Here is a 15,944-nt window from a genome sequence, read left to right as displayed (position 1 = left end):
CGTCAGACCAGTGTCGCTTCGAATCCTTTTTGAGCACTGTCCGGCTACGTGGGCCCACATGGCGATCAAACCGGCCTACGTCAAGAAGACGGCAACGATCCTGATGGAGAAGTATCCCGACGCCTTCGGCTCGGACTTCGAGCACAACAAGGAACTCGTCGCGGAACTGACCAACATCGAGTCGAAGGGCGTTCGCAACCGGATCGCGGGCTACGTCACGCGAAAGCAGAACCGGCCCGTCGAGGCCTGATCTCCGCTATCTCTCTTTGTCGTTCTCCGCGATGGCCTCGCGATAGACGCGCCTGATCGTCTCGGTCCCGTCGATCTCCTCGCGCTGGCCGTCGAGAACGATCTCCCCCTCGTACATGACGGTCAGGCGGTCGAGGACGGGCGCGAACGCGTCGATTCGGTGGCTCGAAACGACGACGGCGTTGCCCTCGGCCGCGTACCGTTCGAGGAACGCGACGAGCGATTCACGGGTGACATCGTCGAGATCCGCAAGCGGTTCGTCAAGCAGCAGGAAATCGGGTTCGTTCAACAGCGCGAGCGCCAGATCGAGTTGCTTGCTGTACCCGCCCGACAACTCGGCGGCCCGGCGGTGGAGCACGCGCGACAGGTTGAATACCCCGATGACCTCCTGCACCCACTCGAAGGCCGGATCGCCGGCCAGCGCGCGGAACACGTCGAGGTTCTCCCGGACGGTGAGGTCGTCGTAGAAGGCCGGTTCCTGGAAGCTCGCGCCGACTCGATCACTCGCGGGCCGGACGACGGTCCCCTCGGTCGGCCGGACGAGTCCGAGCAAGACGCCCAGAAGCGTCGATTTGCCCGACCCGTTCGGCCCGGCCAGACAGTGGACGACGCCGGGTTCGATCGACAGGTCGACGCCGTCGACGGCGACAACCGGGCCGTAATCTTTTGTCAGATTCTCGACGCGGAATCGGTCGGTCACGGTCAGTCACCCCTCCGGTAGAACACGATCGCCGCCTCCAGCACGACCAGCGACGCGAGCGCGGTCGCACCGAGCAGCGCGAAGTAATCGGCGTACAGCCGAAGCGGAACGTCCTTGAGCATCTCGCTGCGGACGATGATCGTCGTGTAGTGTAACGGGATGGACCTGACGATCTCCTTGCGAACCGGCGAGAAGAAGCCGGCCGGATAGATCAGCCCGCCGAACGCGACCAGCCCGAACAGGACAGTCACCGAGAGGAACCGGCCGGTCGTCCCGAATCGAGTGACGAACATGATCGCCATCGCGACGGCTGCCATCGAGAGAAACGACAGCAACAGCGCGACGACGATCCCGGCCGATATCGGCGTGATCGCGTATCCGAGCGCCCACGTGACGAACCCGAAGGTCACGATCGGGAGCAGCATCAACAGCGTGAAGTAGAGCAACTTCGCCGTAACGACCGATTCCAGCGAGGAGTCGGTCCGGATGCGCCGGATCGCCCGCGACTCGCTGGCCAGATTGTAGGGGACGTACGTGAACGCGAACAAAGTCAGCGTCGCGACCAGCAGGATCGGGATCAGATATTCCGAGAGCGAGCGCGATTCGCCGACGACTTCCCGCTGGACAGTGATTGACGTTGACGTACTCGACTGCAAGCGGTAGTTGAGTATGTTCACCATCGCGTTCGAGGGGTGCTCGAACAGGACCATACTCCCCTCGACGGTGAGGGTGAGTTGTGACTCGCGAGAGTCGTTTAACACCCCGGGTGGGACGGTGATCACGGCATAGACCTGCTCGCGGTGGAGCGCGTCCATCGCCGGCGCTTTCGAGTCGTATCTGACCGGCTGGGCGAACGTGACGGCCGCGGCGTCGACGAGTTCGAGACTCCCGTCGTCGGTCGTCTCGTCGGCCGGGACGACCGCAACAGGGGCTTCCTGGGGGATGACGTGCTGGAACGTGACGCTGGCGTACCCGGCGGTCGCGGGCAGTATCAGCAACAACACGACCAGCGCGGCCACGTTGTGCTTGCTCCAGCGCAGTTCCTTGCGCAACAGGGCTCGGAGGCTCACGACGACTCGTCCGGGAGTGACTGGGGGAGGGTGAAAAGTATTGGCGGTTTGTCGCGGTTGCGTCCACCCACATTGCCCCGGGATCGGTGGTCGAACTATCGGGGATCGATGGCTCTCGAGATCAACGCTCTCGTCGACTACGGGGCAGAAACGAGTTGTTTATGCATCACAACGGCGTTGTCGGTCGATCTCCACTCGCCCCGCGAGTGACACGATCACTCGCCGTTCTCGACCGGACCGTCCCACCCCTCGAGTCCGTCCGCGAGACTCACCACCGGCGTCTCTTCGATCCCCTCGTAGGAGGCGATCAGCCGGGCGGCCTGGACGCTGGATTCGCCGTGGGGACAGACCGTGACGATCCGGTCGGCGTCGCCGTCCAGTTCGTCGATCCGATCGACGAGTCGACCGAGCGGCAGGTTCCGGCTACCCGGGATGTGCCCGCGCTCGAACGCAGGGGGTCGCCGGATGTCAACGATCTCGACGCTTGCGTCGGCGTCCAGAAGGTCCGCGAGTGCCGACGCGGTGATCTCACCATCCATACGCCGGATCAGGACCCGGTGGGGGAAATCTGCTACGAAAGCGGCGGCGTCGTCGAACGCAGTCCGACCTCGTGGCTACTCATATCGCAGCGCGTCGATCGGGTCGGTCCTGGAGGCGCTCCAGGCGGGATAGAGGCCGGCGAGCACGCCGACGGCGATGCCGACGACGATCGCGATCGCCGTCCAGCGAACCGGGAATACCCACGGGATGCCGATGTAGCCCGCGACGACGTATCCGGCGAGCAGACCCAGCGCGGTCCCGAGTATCGCGCCGAGCACGCCGAGGATGATCGCCTCGACGATAAACAGCCCCAGGATGTCACGGCGCTGTGCGCCGACGGCCTTCATGATCCCGATCTCGCGGGTGCGTTCGGTGACCGAGACGAGCATGATGTTGGCGATGCCGATCGACCCGACCAGCAGTGAAATCCCCGCGATCCCCACGATGAAGTTCTGCAAGAGGTTGAGGACGTCCTCTAGCTGGCCGATCAGTTCCGTGCTGGTCTGGAGCTCGAACTCGAGGTCCTGATTCGTCGCGCGCTCGCCCGCGTCGGACTCGGGGCCTGTGAGATATTCCCTCGTGACGGTCTTGACCTGCTCGATGTCGGCGTCGCTTCTGGTCGGGGCTTCCGCGATCAGCGCGATGTAGCGCGGCTGTTCGCCGGCGTTGGCGATCAGCTGGAAGTCCGCGGGGATGTACAGCCGCGGCGACGGGCCAAACCCTTCGAACGCGCTCCGGCTGTCGGAGTTCTCGAGGATGCCGACGACAGCGACGTCGACCTGTAGCCCCTGGAATGCGCCGATCGTGAGCGTGTCGCCGACGGAGACGTTCCGGTCGAACAGTCCGGCCATCGCCGGGTTGAGGACGGCCTCGATGGAGCCGTTCTCGAGCGACGTGGACCCGCCCGAGAATCGCCGTCCCTCGGCGATCTCGTCGTCGTCGAGATAGCCGGCCCCGGTCGCGATAAAGCCGCCCTGTCTGGCGACCGTCTCGTTGCCATAGGTGACTGACTGGCCCGGTACCTGCGTGTAGACGTAGGCGTCTTCCACCCCCGAGAGGTTCGCGACTTCGCTGGCGTCGCGCTGGGTGAACACCGGCTGTGCGCCGGCGAGCGGGCCCTGACCGCTGTTCTCGGGCGAGGCGGCCCAGGTGTAGACGTTGCGCTGGTCGTCCGGGCTGATGTCGCCGATGATCCCCGCTTCCAGACCCGTTCCGAGCGTGACGAACGTGATCACGGCGGCGACGCCGATGATCACGCCGAGCGTCGTCAGCGTCGACCGCAACTTGTGACCGCGGATCGACCGCCAGGAGATCCGGAGGCTCTCGAGGAGGTTCATCGGCCGACCCCCGACAGCTCCTCGATCCGCTCGATCTCGCCGTCGAGCAGGTGGACGATCCGTTCGGCGTGTTCGGCGATCGGCCGCTCGTGGGTGACCATCAGGATCGTGTTCCCCCGGTCGTAGAGCTCTTCGAACAGATCCATTATCTGCTCGCCCGTCTCGGTGTCGAGGTTCCCGGTCGGTTCGTCGGCCAGCAGAAGCGCAGGATCGTTGACCAGCGCGCGGGCGATGGCGACTCGCTGGCGCTGGCCCCCGGAGAGTTCGTTCGGCCGGTGGTCGAGGCGATCGCCGAGCCCGACCGACTCGAGGACGTCGGCCGCCCGCTCGCGACGCTTCGCGCGTCCGACCCCGCGAAACACCATCGGCAGGGCGACGTTCTCGCGGGCGGTCAACCGCGGCATGAGGTTGAACGTTTGGAAGACGAACCCGACGTCCTCGCCGCGGATCCGCGTCCGCTCGCGGTCGGTGACCGACGTCACGTCCTGCCCGTCGAGAAAGATCCCGCCCTCGGTCGGCGTATCCAGACAGCCGATCAGGTTCATCAGCGTCGACTTCCCCGACCCGCTCGGTCCCATCACCGCGGTATAGGAGCCGCGGGGAATCTCCAGGGAAATCCCCTTCAGCGCGTGAACGGGCTCCCCGAGTTGATACGTCTTGGCGACGCCGTCGAGCGATACGGCCGGCGTCGTGCCTTCCGTTCCCATACCCAACCTCGGTGCGCGACTCGCAAAAACACGTTGCACAATCCGACAGGTGGGTGACGAGCGACGGAGGTAGTCGACCGGAACGGTCACGTCTGGCCGATATCCAATCTTTTTTATATATCGAAGGAGAGGGATTATCCGAGTATGACCGCTATCGAACTGAGCGGCCTCACCAAGCGATTCGGTGAGTCCGTGACGGCCCTCCGCGGAGTGGATTTGCGGGTGGACGAGGGAGAAGTGTTCGGCTTTCTCGGACCGAACGGCGCGGGGAAGTCAACGACGATCAACATCCTGCTGGATTTCGTCCGTCCGACCTCGGGGACGGCCCGGGTGCTCGGGATGGACGCACAGCGGGATTCACAGGACGTGCGCCGCCGCACCGGCGTGCTCCCCGAAGGCTACAAGGTCTACGATCGGTTGACCGCACGTCATCACGTCGAGTTCGTCGTCGAGTCCAAGGGGACGAGCGACGACCCCGGGGTGATCCTCGAGCGCGTCGGACTGGCCGATGCGATCGACCGGAAGGCGGGCGGCTTCTCGAAGGGGATGAAACAGCGACTCACGCTCGGGATGGCGCTGGTCGGCGATCCAGACCTGCTGATCCTCGACGAGCCCTCGACGGGGCTGGACCCTTCGGGCGTGCAGGACGTTCGCCAGATCGTCAACGAGGAGGCCGACCGCGGGACGACGGTGTTTTTCTCCAGTCACATCCTCAGTCAGGTCGAGGCGGTCTGTGACCGGGTCGGCATCCTCCGGGAGGGGGAACTGGTCGCCGTCGACACGATCGAGGGGCTGCGCGAGGCCGCGGGAACACAGGCGACGCTGCAGGTGACAGCCGACGGGATCACCGACGACGCGATCGAGGCGGTTCGATCGCTGTCGGGCGTCTCGAGTGTGAACGAGACTGACGGCACGCTCACGGCGTCTGTCGACGACGGCGCGAAGATGGAGGTCGTGACGACGCTCGAAGACCACGGCGCGAACGTCTCGGACTTCGAGACGGAGGAAGCGTCGCTCGAGGAGCTGTTCATGTCCTACACGGGAGGCGAACGATGAGCTGGATCGCCGTCGCGCGCAAGGACTTCCGGGACGCGATCCGATCGCGGATGTTCCTCGCACTGGCGGTCGTCTTCGGCCTGTTCGCTGTCGCTATCGGCGGCGTGTACGGGTATTTCGACGTGTTCCGTGACGCCGGCGCGGCGAACCAAGGGTTGATTCTCGTGTCGTTCGTCGCGACGCCGGTGTCGCTTTTCGTGACGCTGACGGCCGTCATCATCGCCCACAAGGCGGTCGTCGGCGAGCGGGCCAACGGGAGTCTCAAGATACTGCTCTCGCTCCCGCATACCCGACTCGACGTCATCATCGGGAAGATCGTCGGTCGATCGCTCGTCCTGGCGGTGCCGGCGCTCCTGTCGCTTGTCGTCGGCGTGGGCGTCGGCGCGGCGCTCATCGGAGACCTCGCGCCGCTTCCGCTGCTCGCGTTGCTCGGTGCAATGGTCGTCCTGATCGTGACGTACGTGAGTCTGATGGTCGGCCTGTCGTCGATGACCAGCTCGACGTCGCTGGCTACCGCCGGTGCTGTCGGCTACTTCGTCGTCTTCGAGCTCCTGTGGGGAACGATCGGACAGGTGATCCTGCTCGTCCGTGACTACAACCCGCTCGATCCGCCGAACTGGTATTTCCTCTACCAGAACGTTCCTCCGGGAAGCGCGTTCAACACCATCCTCGGCGAAGTGCTTTCCGTGCTCGCGGAAGCCGAGCAGACGGCCGAACAAACGGGGGCGATCGGTCAGGGCTACGACGCCGCCTACGCGAGTCCCTGGGTCGCAGCGGTGATCCTCCTGCTGTGGATCGTGGTTCCGGTCGCAATCGGCTACTGGCGGTTCTCGAACGCCGACCTATAGGGGAATTTACTTTACTCACCCGTCAGAATCGGGCGTATGGCCGCAATTGAAATCAGTGGCGTCGCCAAGCGGTTCGGCGACGTCACAGCCCTCCAGAACCTCGACCTCACGGTCGAAGAAGGCGAAGTGTTCGGCTTTCTCGGCCCGAACGGTGCGGGAAAGTCCACGACAATCGACATTCTGCTAGATCACGTCCGACCCACCGCGGGATCGGCACGGGTGTTCGGTTACGATACACAGGCCGAGTCCGTGCCCGTCCGCGAACGAACGGGCGTGCTCCCGGAAGGCTACGGGACGCTCGGGCGGATGACCGGCCGCAAGCACGTCGAGTTCGCGCTCGAAGCCAAGGGCGTGAACGGCGACCCCGACGCCGTGCTCGATCGAGTCGGGATCGCCGGGGCGGGCGACCGCCGGGCCGAAGCCTACTCGAAGGGGATGAAACAGCGGCTCATGCTCGCGATCGCTTTGGCCGGCGATCCCGACCTGTTGATCCTCGACGAGCCGACGACCGGCCTCGATCCCAACGGCGCACGGCGGATCAGACAGATCGTGCAGACCGAGGCCGACCGCGGGACGACGGTGTTTTTCTCCAGTCACATCCTCGAACAGGTCGAGGCGGTCTGTGACCGGGTCGGCATCCTCAACCAGGGGCAGCTGGTCGCCGTCGACACGATCGACGGCTTGCGCGAGGCGACCGGCGCGACCGGCCAGCTCCGCGTGACGATGGCGTCGATTCCCGATGGACTCGTCGAGACGGTCCGGGAACGGGACGGCGTCACCAGTGTCACCGTCGAGCAGACGACGCTCCTCGTCGGCTGTGAGAACGCCGTCAAAAGCGCTGTCGTCAGTGACTGCCACGGGGCCGGGACCGTCGAGAACGTCGAAACCAGCGAGCCCTCGCTGGAAGACCTGTTCGTCTCCTACACGGGGGGTGGGAACTGATGAACCGCCTCCTCCAGATCGCACGGAAGGACTTCGTCGACGCGATCCGGGACCGACAGCTGTACGTCCTCGGGGCGCTGTTTCTGTTGATCGGGCTCGGGATCGGCTACCTCGCCGGTTCGAACGCCGAGAACGCGAGCGCGGTCGATGTCCCGCGCGTCGGGATCACGGCGATGGCGTTTCTCGGATCGATCGCGGCGATCTCGATGTCGTACAACCAGATCGTCGGCAAGCGCGCCTCGGGCGAGCTTCGGGTGTTGCTCAGTCTCCCGTTTTCCCGGACGGAGGTCGTCTACGGGACCTTCCTCGGTCGGCTTGCGCTGGTGGCTGCGCTGACGAGCGCGTCGATCCTCCTCTCGAGTGGGCTGGCGGCCGCGCTCGGTGCGCCCGTCTCCGCCACCGCGCTGCTCGCCGCGCTCGGCGTCGCTGGCGCGCTGATGGCCGTCTTCGTCAGCCTCTCGGTCGGTCTCTCGGCCGGCTCGGCCGACACGACCCGCGCGGCGGCCGGTGCGTTTGGACTGTTCATCGTCTTCCTGTTCCGACTGTGGGAGGGCGTCCCCAACGCTGTCCGGTACGTGCTCAACGGGTTCGCGTTCCCGTCGGGCCCGGCTCCGACCTGGGCGACGCTCTGGCGACACCTCCAGCCGATGGCCGCCGTTCGGAACGCGCTCGCCGGCGTCGAACCCGACCTGACGGTCGCGTTCGTGGCGTACGCCCCCGGAATCCCCGACAGCGAACCGTACTTCGTCGAGCCGTGGTTCGGTGCGGCGGTCGCGCTCGCGTGGATCGTGTTGCCGGTGACGCTGGGTTATCTGAAACTCCGGACAGCCGACTTATAACACGTCGCGCTCTTCGAGCAGTTCCTCGAACTCGCTTTCGTCGATAATCGGTACTCCTTCGGCGTCGGCGTCCTCGAGCTTTCGCTGCCCGGGGCTGTCACCGACGACGAGGTAGTCGGTGTTGGCCGAGACGCTGCTCGTGGCGTTCCCGCCGTGGGCTTCGACGAGTTCCTGTGCCTCGCTGCGTGTGTACGCCGTGAGCGTCCCGGTGAACACGAACGTCAGCCCGTCGAGTTCGTCGCCGCCGGAAGTATCGGCCTCCTGTGGCGAGACGTGATCGAGCAGTCGATCTAGCGTCTTCTGCGTTCGATCGCGCCCGAAGAACGTGACGATACTGTCCGCGACCTCGGGGCCGATGTCTTCGACCGCCTGCAGGCGTTCCGTATCGCCGGCCTCGGCGACCTCCCGGAACGCCTCGAAGGTGCCGAACTCGCGGGCCAGCGTCGCAGCCGTCGTCGATCCGACGTCGGGAATCGACAGCCCCGCGAGGAAATCCGCGAGCGGCGGTTCGCGGCTGGCCTCCAGTTCCCCGAGGAGGTTGTCCGCGCTCGTTTTCCCCCAGCCGTCGAGGTCCGCGAGCGAATCGGCGTCCAGTTCGTAGAGGTCCGGAAGCGACTCGAGGAGGCCGGTTTCGAGCAACTGTTCGACGCCGGACTCGCCCAGTCCCTCGATGTCCAGCCCGTCGCGGGAGGCGTAGTGGACGATCGCTCGTTCGAGCTGTGCGTCGCAGGTGAACCCGCCCGGACAGAACGCCATCGGCCCGTCGCGCTCGACGGGTGCCCCACAGACCGGACACCGATCGGGGAATTCGAAGGTCCCCTCGGCCCGCTTGTCGGTCACTTCGACGACCTGCGGGATGACGTCGCCGGCCCGCTGGACCCGGACCTCGTCGCTGACGTCGACGCCGAGACGGTCGATCTCCGCGGGGTTGTGCAGCGTCGCCCGCGAGACGGTGACGCCGCCGACCTCGACCGGATCGAGCAGCGCGACGGGAGTCAACCGTCCGGTGCGGCCGACCTGCACGACGATATCGCGGACCCGGGTTGTCTCCTTGCGGGCCGGGAACTTGTAGGCGAAGGCCCACCGCGGCGATCGCGAGGTCGACCCCAGCAGCTCGCAGGCCGCGCGGTCGTCGACCTTGATGACGGTGCCGTCGATCTCGTAATCGAGGTCGTCCCGGGCCTTGAGCATCCGATCGCGGTACTCGATCGCTGCCTCGATGCCCTCGACGAGTTCGACCCGATCAGAGACGCGAAGGCCCCACTCGGGGAATCGCTCGTACAGCTCCGACTGGGAGTCGAACCGGGTGCTCGCGTCCAGCACGCCGAAAAAGAAGATCGACAGCGGGCGCTCGGCGGTGACCGAGGGATCGAGCTGTCTAAGCGTCCCCGCGGCGGCGTTTCTGGGGTTGGCGAACGGCTCGTCGCCGCGTTCGACGCGCTCGCGGTTGTACTCGTTGAACGCGGCCCGCGGCATGTAGACCTCGCCTCGCACGGCCAGGTAGTCGGGATAGCCCCCGCGGAGGCGTTCGGGAACGGCCCCGATCGTCCGGACGTTCTCCGTGACGTCGTCGCCCTCGACGCCGTCTCCCCGGGTCGCCGCCCGCCGGTAGACGCCGTTTTCGTAGACGACCTCGACCGAGAGCCCGTCGAACTTGGGCTCGCAGTGATACCCGACCGACCCCTCGTAGCCCGCCTCCTCCAGTTCGCGGCGAACGCGCTCGTCGAACGCGTATACGTCCTCCGGATCGCCGCTCTGTTCGATCGAGCGCATCGGCGCGACGTGTTCGACGGTCGCCAGTTCGTCGAGGGGCTCGCCGCCGACGCGCTGTGTCGGACTGTCCTCGTGATCGAGGTCGAAGGCGTCTTCGAGATCGCGCAGGCGAACGAAGAGCGCGTCGTAGGTCCGATCGCCGACGACGGGGTCGTTTGCGGCGTAGTAACGGTAGTCGTGATAGCGGATGGCCTCGCGTAGCTGTTCGGCCTGCTCGCGGGCGCGTTCGGGATCGAGGTCTTCGACTGGCTCGAAGTCAGTCGGCGGATCCTCGACGTAGGGGTTGTCCGGCGGCTCGGCGTCTGGCATGCCCGAGTACGCGGTCGCCGAGAGAAAGAAGGCTACGATACGTGCAATCAGTAGGGACTCACGCGCACCGGCGTCCGTGCGAACTCGCCCGCGTTTCGCGTGACGATCGGTTCGCCGCGGGCGAGTGCGATCCCGGCAATCATCGCATCGACGGCACCGATGCGTTCGCCTCGCGACTGCAGGTCTCGCTGCACGTCGACGGCGTGGCGTGTGGCCTCCCCGTCGTAGGGGGCGAGCGGAATCCCGTCCATGATCTCTTCGAACCGCTTGCCGGCCGCCGTCTCCGGATCGATGCCGACGGCTACTTCAGTGTAGACGAGCGTCGGAACGACCAGTAAGTCGTCGCTGATCTCGTCGAGCTTGGCGACGGCGGCGTCGTCGCCCTCAAGCAGATCAATCAAAAAACAGGCGTCGAGAATCACTGTTCGGCCCGACCTTCGGAGTCCATCCGCGAGTCCACCTCTTCACGAAACGCTCGCGAGCGCTCCCGCAGTCGGTCGGCCTCGTCTTCCGCAAGCAACCCGACGAGCCCGTACAGCGGATGCTCGTCGTTCCCGAGGAGCCGATCGATGACGTCGCTGAAACTCTCGCCCTCGCCTTTGGCCCTCCGCAATCGCTCGTAGGTTTCCTCTTTGAGGCTGATCGTCTTGCTGGACATCTGTGTATCTGTGTATTTGCGGTCTGCGTATATAAAATTCGGCGACGAACCCCGTCTACCGACCTACAGACCGGCGACGTCCTCGATGGCGTCGGTCAGTTCCTTGACGGTCTCGACGGTGTGTTCGCCCATGTGGCCGATGCGGAACGTCTCCTCGCCGATCGACCCGTAGCCGTTCGAGAAGACCAGATCGTACTGCTCGGAGACGTCCTCGATAGTCGCGGCGACGTCGATGCCCTGCGTGTTCTCGACGGCCGTGACCGTCTGGGAGCGATACCCTTCCTCGGCGTAGAGGCCGAAGTGTTCGCGCGCCCACTCGCGGGTGTACTCGGCCATCTCGCGGTGGCGCTGGTCGCGGGCCTCGTGGCCCTCCTCGAGCATGTGTTTCATCTGCTTGCGGTAGGCCAGCATGAGCGGGATGGCGGGCGTCGAGTGAGTCTGGCCCTTGCGGTCGTAGTAGTCCAGACACCGCTGGAAGCCGCCGTACCACGACGCAGAGTCCTTCTCGAGCTCGCGCTCGTAGGCGTCGTCGCTGACGGTCGTGATCGCAAGCCCCGGCGGCATGGCGAAGGCCTTCTGGGAGGAGGTGAACAGCGCGTCGATGTTGTGCTCCTCGGGGACGATGTAATCGCCGCCGAGACAGGAGATCGCGTCGACGACGAAGTACGTGTCGGGGTACTCGCCCAGCAGGTCGCCGACCTCTTCAACGGGGTTGCGCACCCCGGTCGAGGTCTCGTTCATCACCATGCCGACAGCGTCGTAGCCCTCGTCGCTCGCTTCGAGGGCCTCGCGGACGTCCTCGGGTTTGACCGCGTTGCCCCACTCGTACTCGAGACGGTCGACGGTCTTGCCCAGGCGCTCGGCGACGTTGGCCTGGCGCTCGCTGAACGCGCCGGACGTCGGGACGAGCATGCGATCGTCGACGAGGTTCAGCGTCGTCGCCTCCCAGAACTCCGTGCCCGAGGCCGTGAGCACGATCACGTCCTGGTCGGTATCGAGGAACTCCTTCGTGTCCTCGACGATCGTCGTGTAGAGGTCGGTCATCCGGTCCATGCGGTGACCGAACATCGGCTCGGCCATCGCCTCGATGACGTCCTCGCGCACTTCGGTCGGGCCGGGCAGATACAGCGTCTTCTCGGGGTAATCGTCAGTGTATTCTCGTTTTTCCGTCACCGGAAACCACCTTCGGTATGCGTCCACTCGTCGTGGGACGGCATGGTAGTTTTGGTCCTGTTCCGAGAACCAGGACCGCGTCTGTCGAGAGCGCCGTTAGCACTAACTTGCGGGCGCGTCCCTACTGCGTATGGAATCGCTCCCGATCGCAGTCGTCTACGGACTCTATCTGGGGGTGTTGACGGGGATCATCCCGGCACTGATTTCGGGCGTGCTCGGCTTCCTGTTCAAGTACGTGACCGGCGTGACGCTACCGGGATTCGGCGTCGTCGCGCTGGCGGTCGCGCTCGCGGGGATCAACGGCGGCCTGCTCGCGCTTGCGGACCCGACGATCCTCGACTCCACGAACGCGCCGACGATCACGACCGGACTGCTGATCGTGATGATGATGTCACTGTACGCTCACGCCAAGGGCGACCAGCTCGGGGCGTCGGTCCCCCGACGGCCCTCGCTGCGGGCGCTCGGCGAACGGACGCTTTCGGCAGATCTGATCGAGGTCGTCGGCGGGCGAAACGAAGTCCGGATCCGCGTGACCGGCGACGTCGACGACATCGAGGGCTATCCGCCGCTGCCAGACCAGCTCCGGGCGGCGATCCGGGACAGCGAGTGGCGATTGCCCGCGGACCTGCAGGTCTCGCAACTGGAGACCCGGCTGGCCGAACGCCTCCGGTCCGAATTCGAACTGGGTGACGTGTCGGTTTCGATCAGCGAAGGCGGCGAGGCGCGCGTCGCGGCCGCCCCGCCGTTCTCGGGGCTGTCCCGACGACTAGACGGCCGTCGGCGGGCGGTCTCGGTGAACGCGCTCGTGCCGACCGGGCTGGCTCGTGGCGACAGGGTAGTGGCAGTGACGGCGGACGGACGGGTTCGCGCCGAGGTCGCCAGCGCCAGGTCCACACGACCCGGAACGGTACCGACGGACGGAGACTCGACCGACACAGCGGCGTCAACCGAGGCGATACCGGCGCATGCGCCGACGACCGGCGGCGGGGACGGACAGGTGACCCTCGCGGTCGCCCGCTCGGACGTGGGGACGCTCCTGGGTGTCGAGGAGGCGACGCTAATCGTCGAATCGCGCGGCGTCCGCCGGGAGTACGAGGTCCTCTCGCTGCTTCGACGGGCCGGCAGGCGGTTCCGCCGGCTGACGGTCCGTGCCGACAGCGACCTCGACGGCGTCACGCTCGGGGAAGCCGACGTCAGGGACCGCCACGGAGTCGCCATACTCGCTGTTCGAACGGGCGAAGGGTGGCAGTTCGCGCCGAAGGGCACGTCTCGAATCGCGGCCGGGAACGAACTGTTCGCCGTGGGTTCGAGAGACGCACTCGACGGATTCGAGGAGGTGATCGCGTGATCGGACTCCAGCTCGGGGTCGCCGAAGCGACCGGGCCGCTGGGAAGGATCGCGGGGGTCGCGGTCGCTGCCGGGCTAGTTGCTGCGATCTCCGCACTCGTGTATCGGTGGTACGCGACCCAGCGCGCCCCGATAGGAGCGATCGTCCTTGTGGGCCTCGGCGTCGTCGCGGCGTATCTCAACACGCAGACGGCACTCGGTCAGGTGATCGAAGGTGCAGCGACGGTCAGCCTCGAGGCCGCGGCGTTCAACATCGGCTCCGTCCTCGCCGGCGCGGGAGCCAGTGTCGTCGGCCATCGAACGGGCGATCACGTGGGGGTGACACTGCTCTCCAGAAGCGGGATGGACGCGTTCGACGACCTGACGCGTGTCGTTCTAGCGGGCGGTCGTGTCATCAGGGTCGAACTCCCGGGCGAGATCGACGACGTCGTCGGCTACGATCCGGTCGATCCGGAGACGAAGGATGCGCTCGCGGGACAGTCGCTGCTGTTCCCGCGCGGGCTCACGGTCGCGCAACTCCGCGAGCGGCTGGGTTCCCGTCTCAGAGACGATTACGGCGTCGGCCACGTGGATCTCGAACTCGACGCCGACGGAACGGTCACGCACCTCGCCGTCGGCCGGCGTATCGCGGGCCTCGGTCCGACGTTGCCACCCGAGAGCGTCGCGATGGCGATCCGTGCGGACCCGTCATATGCGGCCGGGCCCGGCGACCTCGTCCAGATCTGGTCCGGGGACGGACAACAGCACCGCTGTAACGCAGAACTCCGGGCGACCGCTGGCGAGGTCGTGACTGTCGCGATCGACGCCGCCGACGCAACGAAGCTCGACCCCGACGAGCGCTACCGACTTGTCACGCTCGCGACCGACGGCCGCCCGGACCGGGAGTTCGTCTCGCTGCTGCGGGCGGCCGACGAGACGATGGGCGTCGTCGACATCAACCCCGAAAGCGCGTTGGCGGGAACGTCGGTTGGCGCGCTCGATGTGACGGTCGTCGCCGTGGTGTCGGCCGACCCCGACAGCGGGATCGAGACACTTCCCGCAGGCGAGCGAGCGCTCTCCGGCGGCGAATCTATCTACGTCATCGCCGCGCCCGACGAACTCCGAACCGTTGAGACCGCGGCTGCTGCCCGATCGACGCCGGATTCCGGGTCGTCGTGACACTCCTTTCGGTTTCCCGCCTCGCAGCCCCGACCGTCAGTATCATTGCGTCGGCTCCCCCCTAACCGGACATGGAGTGGAAGCTGTTCGCCAACCTCGCCGAAGCCGCCGGACAAAAAGAGGTCGAGATCGATCTCGACGGCGGCGCAACCGTCGATGACGCGCTGGCAGTGCTGTTCGATCGCCATCCCGAGCTGAAAGCGGAAGTACACGAAGACGGCGAGCTGGCCGAGCACATCCGCCTGCTCGTCGACGGCGAAGACCCATTCGAGACGGCCGACGGCTACGAGACGACGCTGGAGCGCGACGCCGAACTCGCGCTGTTCCCGCCGGTCAGCGGCGGGTGAATCGGAATGGCGCTCTGGCTCGCCGTCACCACGCAGGCAGAGACATACGAGCGACTGCTCGACCCGCTTGCCGAACGCGGGATCGAGGTCACCCCACTCCAGCCGAGCGAGCGGACGTTCGACCTGTCCGATCCCGCACTCCCCGAGGTCGACGTGGGTTTTGTCTACCCGTCGCGACTCATGGAAGGCGGCGTCGTCGACGCCGCGCTCTCGATCCCCTGGGTTAACGGACGCGAGGCGATCCTGCGTTCGCGCAACAAGGCCGCCGTGCTCGCCCGGCTCTCGCAGGCCGGCGTCCCGGTCCCGGAGACGACAATGGTCTCGAACCCGCTCGACGACGAGGCCGTCGCGGCCGCCGCCGAACGGTTCGACCCGCCGGTTGTCGTCAAACCCAACTCCACGACGCGCGGGACCGGCGTTGCGAAGGTGTCCGATCTCGACTCGCTGCTCGGCGTGACCGACTATCTCGATCTCGTGCAGGACTACCGGGCGACCGGCGACCGCTCGTATCTCCTGCAGGAGTACCTGCCCGACGCCCGAGACTACCGTGTGATGGTCCTCGACGGCGAGTACGTCGGCGCGGTCGAGCGTCGCCTGCCGACCGACGCGCGCGAGCGCGGCCAGTGGAAGCACAACGTCCACCGCGGCGCCGAAGCGAAGGGCGTCGATCTCGATCCCGAGCTCCGCGAGTTGGCCGAGCGGGCGGCTGACGTACTCGAGATCGACTATCTGGGCGTGGATCTACTGGTGACTGAGGATCGAGCAGTAGTCAACGAAACGAATGCGCGACCGACGATCGACAGCGCGACGAAATACGAAGACGGGTTCTGGGACGATCTGACCGCGTTGCTCCGGGACACTGCGGCCGAATAGGACGACTGGCGTTATTTG

At 66.1% G+C, this 15,944-nt stretch carries 18 protein-coding genes; 9 read left to right on the top strand and 9 right to left on the bottom strand.

The window, feature by feature from the left end:
* The first annotated feature begins 58 nt into the window (after nt 1-58).
* Nucleotides 59-250, top strand: a complete 192-nt coding sequence (locus tag HSR122_RS08500; protein WP_229109177.1) for a 30S ribosomal protein S17e — start codon at nt 59-61, stop codon at nt 248-250.
* A 6-nt stretch (nt 251-256) separates the two neighbouring features.
* Here the strand turns inward: HSR122_RS08500 and HSR122_RS08495 are convergent, their stop codons facing one another.
* The 5 genes from HSR122_RS08495 to HSR122_RS08475 all read right to left on the bottom strand — a co-directional run bounded on the left by HSR122_RS08495 (nt 257) and on the right by HSR122_RS08475 (nt 4,603).
* A complete protein-coding gene (locus HSR122_RS08495; RefSeq protein WP_229109176.1) occupies nt 257-949 on the bottom strand; it encodes an ABC transporter ATP-binding protein in 693 nt (230 codons plus the stop codon).
* A gap of 2 nt (nt 950-951) precedes the next feature.
* Nucleotides 952-2,019 carry an ABC transporter permease gene (locus HSR122_RS08490; protein WP_229109174.1) on the bottom strand — a complete coding sequence of 356 codons (1,068 nt, stop codon included), beginning with the start codon at nt 2,017-2,019 and terminating at the stop codon, nt 952-954.
* Between the two features lie 215 nt (nt 2,020-2,234).
* Nucleotides 2,235-2,558: a rhodanese-like domain-containing protein gene (locus tag HSR122_RS08485; protein WP_229109172.1), complete on the bottom strand. Its 324-nt coding sequence runs from the start codon at nt 2,556-2,558 to the stop codon at nt 2,235-2,237.
* Between the two features lie 75 nt (nt 2,559-2,633).
* Entirely contained in the window at nt 2,634-3,896 is a 1,263-nt protein-coding gene (locus HSR122_RS08480) for an ABC transporter permease (protein ID WP_229109171.1), read from the bottom strand.
* Nucleotides 3,893-4,603, bottom strand: coding sequence for an ABC transporter ATP-binding protein (locus tag HSR122_RS08475; RefSeq protein WP_229109169.1), 711 nt, complete (start codon nt 4,601-4,603; stop codon nt 3,893-3,895). The genes HSR122_RS08480 and HSR122_RS08475 overlap by 4 nt, the downstream gene beginning before the upstream one ends.
* Before the next feature lie 144 nt (nt 4,604-4,747).
* Between HSR122_RS08475 and HSR122_RS08470 the strand changes: the two genes are divergently transcribed.
* The 4 genes from HSR122_RS08470 to HSR122_RS08455 are packed head-to-tail and all read left to right on the top strand — an operon-like array spanning nt 4,748 to nt 8,288.
* The gene (locus tag HSR122_RS08470) at nt 4,748-5,659 is read left to right on the top strand and encodes an ABC transporter ATP-binding protein (RefSeq protein ID WP_229109167.1); all 912 of its coding nucleotides are present in this window, start codon (nt 4,748-4,750) and stop codon (nt 5,657-5,659) included.
* The gene (locus HSR122_RS08465; protein ID WP_229109165.1) at nt 5,656-6,507 is read left to right on the top strand and encodes an ABC transporter permease subunit; all 852 of its coding nucleotides are present in this window, start codon (nt 5,656-5,658) and stop codon (nt 6,505-6,507) included. The genes HSR122_RS08470 and HSR122_RS08465 overlap by 4 nt, the downstream gene beginning before the upstream one ends.
* 36 nt (nt 6,508-6,543) lie before the next feature.
* Entirely contained in the window at nt 6,544-7,449 is a 906-nt protein-coding gene (locus HSR122_RS08460) for an ABC transporter ATP-binding protein (protein WP_229109163.1), read from the top strand.
* On the top strand, nt 7,449-8,288 hold the full coding sequence (locus tag HSR122_RS08455; RefSeq protein WP_229109161.1) for an ABC transporter permease: 840 nt from the start codon (nt 7,449-7,451) through the stop codon (nt 8,286-8,288). The genes HSR122_RS08460 and HSR122_RS08455 overlap by 1 nt, the downstream gene beginning before the upstream one ends.
* Here the strand turns inward: HSR122_RS08455 and ligA are convergent.
* From ligA to HSR122_RS08435, 4 genes are all read right to left on the bottom strand, one after another.
* On the bottom strand, nt 8,283-10,370 hold the full coding sequence (gene ligA / locus HSR122_RS08450; protein ID WP_229109159.1) for an NAD-dependent DNA ligase LigA: 2,088 nt from the start codon (nt 10,368-10,370) through the stop codon (nt 8,283-8,285). The two genes, HSR122_RS08455 and ligA, sit on opposite strands and share 6 nt — an antisense overlap.
* A 47-nt stretch (nt 10,371-10,417) precedes the next feature.
* A complete protein-coding gene (locus HSR122_RS08445) occupies nt 10,418-10,792 on the bottom strand; it encodes a type II toxin-antitoxin system VapC family toxin (RefSeq protein WP_229109157.1) in 375 nt (124 codons plus the stop codon).
* Nucleotides 10,789-11,028, bottom strand: a complete 240-nt coding sequence (locus HSR122_RS08440; protein ID WP_229109155.1) for an antitoxin VapB family protein — start codon at nt 11,026-11,028, stop codon at nt 10,789-10,791. The genes HSR122_RS08445 and HSR122_RS08440 overlap by 4 nt, the downstream gene beginning before the upstream one ends.
* A gap of 63 nt (nt 11,029-11,091) precedes the next feature.
* Nucleotides 11,092-12,201, bottom strand: coding sequence for a pyridoxal-phosphate-dependent aminotransferase family protein (locus HSR122_RS08435; protein WP_229109153.1), 1,110 nt, complete (start codon nt 12,199-12,201; stop codon nt 11,092-11,094).
* A 130-nt stretch (nt 12,202-12,331) separates the two neighbouring features.
* Here HSR122_RS08435 and HSR122_RS08430 point away from each other — a divergent pair, with 130 nt between their 5' ends.
* The 4 genes from HSR122_RS08430 to HSR122_RS08415 all read left to right on the top strand — a co-directional run bounded on the left by HSR122_RS08430 (nt 12,332) and on the right by HSR122_RS08415 (nt 15,926).
* Nucleotides 12,332-13,549 (top strand): potassium channel family protein, encoded by a 1,218-nt coding sequence (locus HSR122_RS08430; RefSeq protein WP_229109152.1) that lies wholly within the window; start codon nt 12,332-12,334, stop codon nt 13,547-13,549.
* Nucleotides 13,546-14,706 (top strand): hypothetical protein, encoded by a 1,161-nt coding sequence (locus HSR122_RS08425; RefSeq protein ID WP_229109149.1) that lies wholly within the window; start codon nt 13,546-13,548, stop codon nt 14,704-14,706. Before HSR122_RS08430 ends, HSR122_RS08425 begins: the two co-directional genes overlap by 4 nt.
* 71 nt (nt 14,707-14,777) lie before the next feature.
* Entirely contained in the window at nt 14,778-15,053 is a 276-nt protein-coding gene (locus HSR122_RS08420; RefSeq protein ID WP_229109148.1) for a ubiquitin-like small modifier protein 1, read from the top strand.
* Nucleotides 15,054-15,059: 6 nt separating this feature from the next.
* Nucleotides 15,060-15,926 carry an ATP-grasp domain-containing protein gene (locus HSR122_RS08415; RefSeq protein WP_229109146.1) on the top strand — a complete coding sequence of 289 codons (867 nt, stop codon included), beginning with the start codon at nt 15,060-15,062 and terminating at the stop codon, nt 15,924-15,926.
* Nucleotides 15,927-15,944 lie beyond the last annotated feature (18 nt).

Source organism: Halapricum desulfuricans, assembly GCF_017094525.1.
Taxonomy (GTDB): domain Archaea; phylum Halobacteriota; class Halobacteria; order Halobacteriales; family Haloarculaceae; genus Halapricum; species Halapricum desulfuricans.
The sequence above is the reverse complement of the archived record's forward strand: the minus strand, read 5'-3'. Positions and strand labels throughout refer to the sequence as shown.

Excerpts from the sequence above, each read along its gene's own strand:
- HSR122_RS08415 (WP_229109146.1), top strand. The coding sequence starts at position 15,060 with ATGGCGCTCTGGCTCGCCGTCACCACGCAGGCAGAGACATACGAGCGA.
- HSR122_RS08440 (WP_229109155.1), bottom strand. The coding sequence starts at position 11,028 with ATGTCCAGCAAGACGATCAGCCTCAAAGAGGAAACCTACGAGCGATTG.
- HSR122_RS08470 (WP_229109167.1), top strand. The coding sequence starts at position 4,748 with ATGACCGCTATCGAACTGAGCGGCCTCACCAAGCGATTCGGTGAGTCC.
- ligA (WP_229109159.1), bottom strand. The coding sequence starts at position 10,370 with ATGCCAGACGCCGAGCCGCCGGACAACCCCTACGTCGAGGATCCGCCG.
- HSR122_RS08430 (WP_229109152.1), top strand. The coding sequence starts at position 12,332 with ATGGAATCGCTCCCGATCGCAGTCGTCTACGGACTCTATCTGGGGGTG.
- HSR122_RS08475 (WP_229109169.1), bottom strand. The coding sequence starts at position 4,603 with ATGGGAACGGAAGGCACGACGCCGGCCGTATCGCTCGACGGCGTCGCC.
- HSR122_RS08420 (WP_229109148.1), top strand. The coding sequence starts at position 14,778 with ATGGAGTGGAAGCTGTTCGCCAACCTCGCCGAAGCCGCCGGACAAAAA.
- HSR122_RS08465 (WP_229109165.1), top strand. The coding sequence starts at position 5,656 with ATGAGCTGGATCGCCGTCGCGCGCAAGGACTTCCGGGACGCGATCCGA.
- HSR122_RS08480 (WP_229109171.1), bottom strand. The coding sequence starts at position 3,896 with ATGAACCTCCTCGAGAGCCTCCGGATCTCCTGGCGGTCGATCCGCGGT.
- HSR122_RS08460 (WP_229109163.1), top strand. The coding sequence starts at position 6,544 with ATGGCCGCAATTGAAATCAGTGGCGTCGCCAAGCGGTTCGGCGACGTC.
- HSR122_RS08500 (WP_229109177.1), top strand. The coding sequence starts at position 59 with ATGGCGATCAAACCGGCCTACGTCAAGAAGACGGCAACGATCCTGATG.
- HSR122_RS08485 (WP_229109172.1), bottom strand. The coding sequence starts at position 2,558 with ATGGATGGTGAGATCACCGCGTCGGCACTCGCGGACCTTCTGGACGCC.
- HSR122_RS08455 (WP_229109161.1), top strand. The coding sequence starts at position 7,449 with ATGAACCGCCTCCTCCAGATCGCACGGAAGGACTTCGTCGACGCGATC.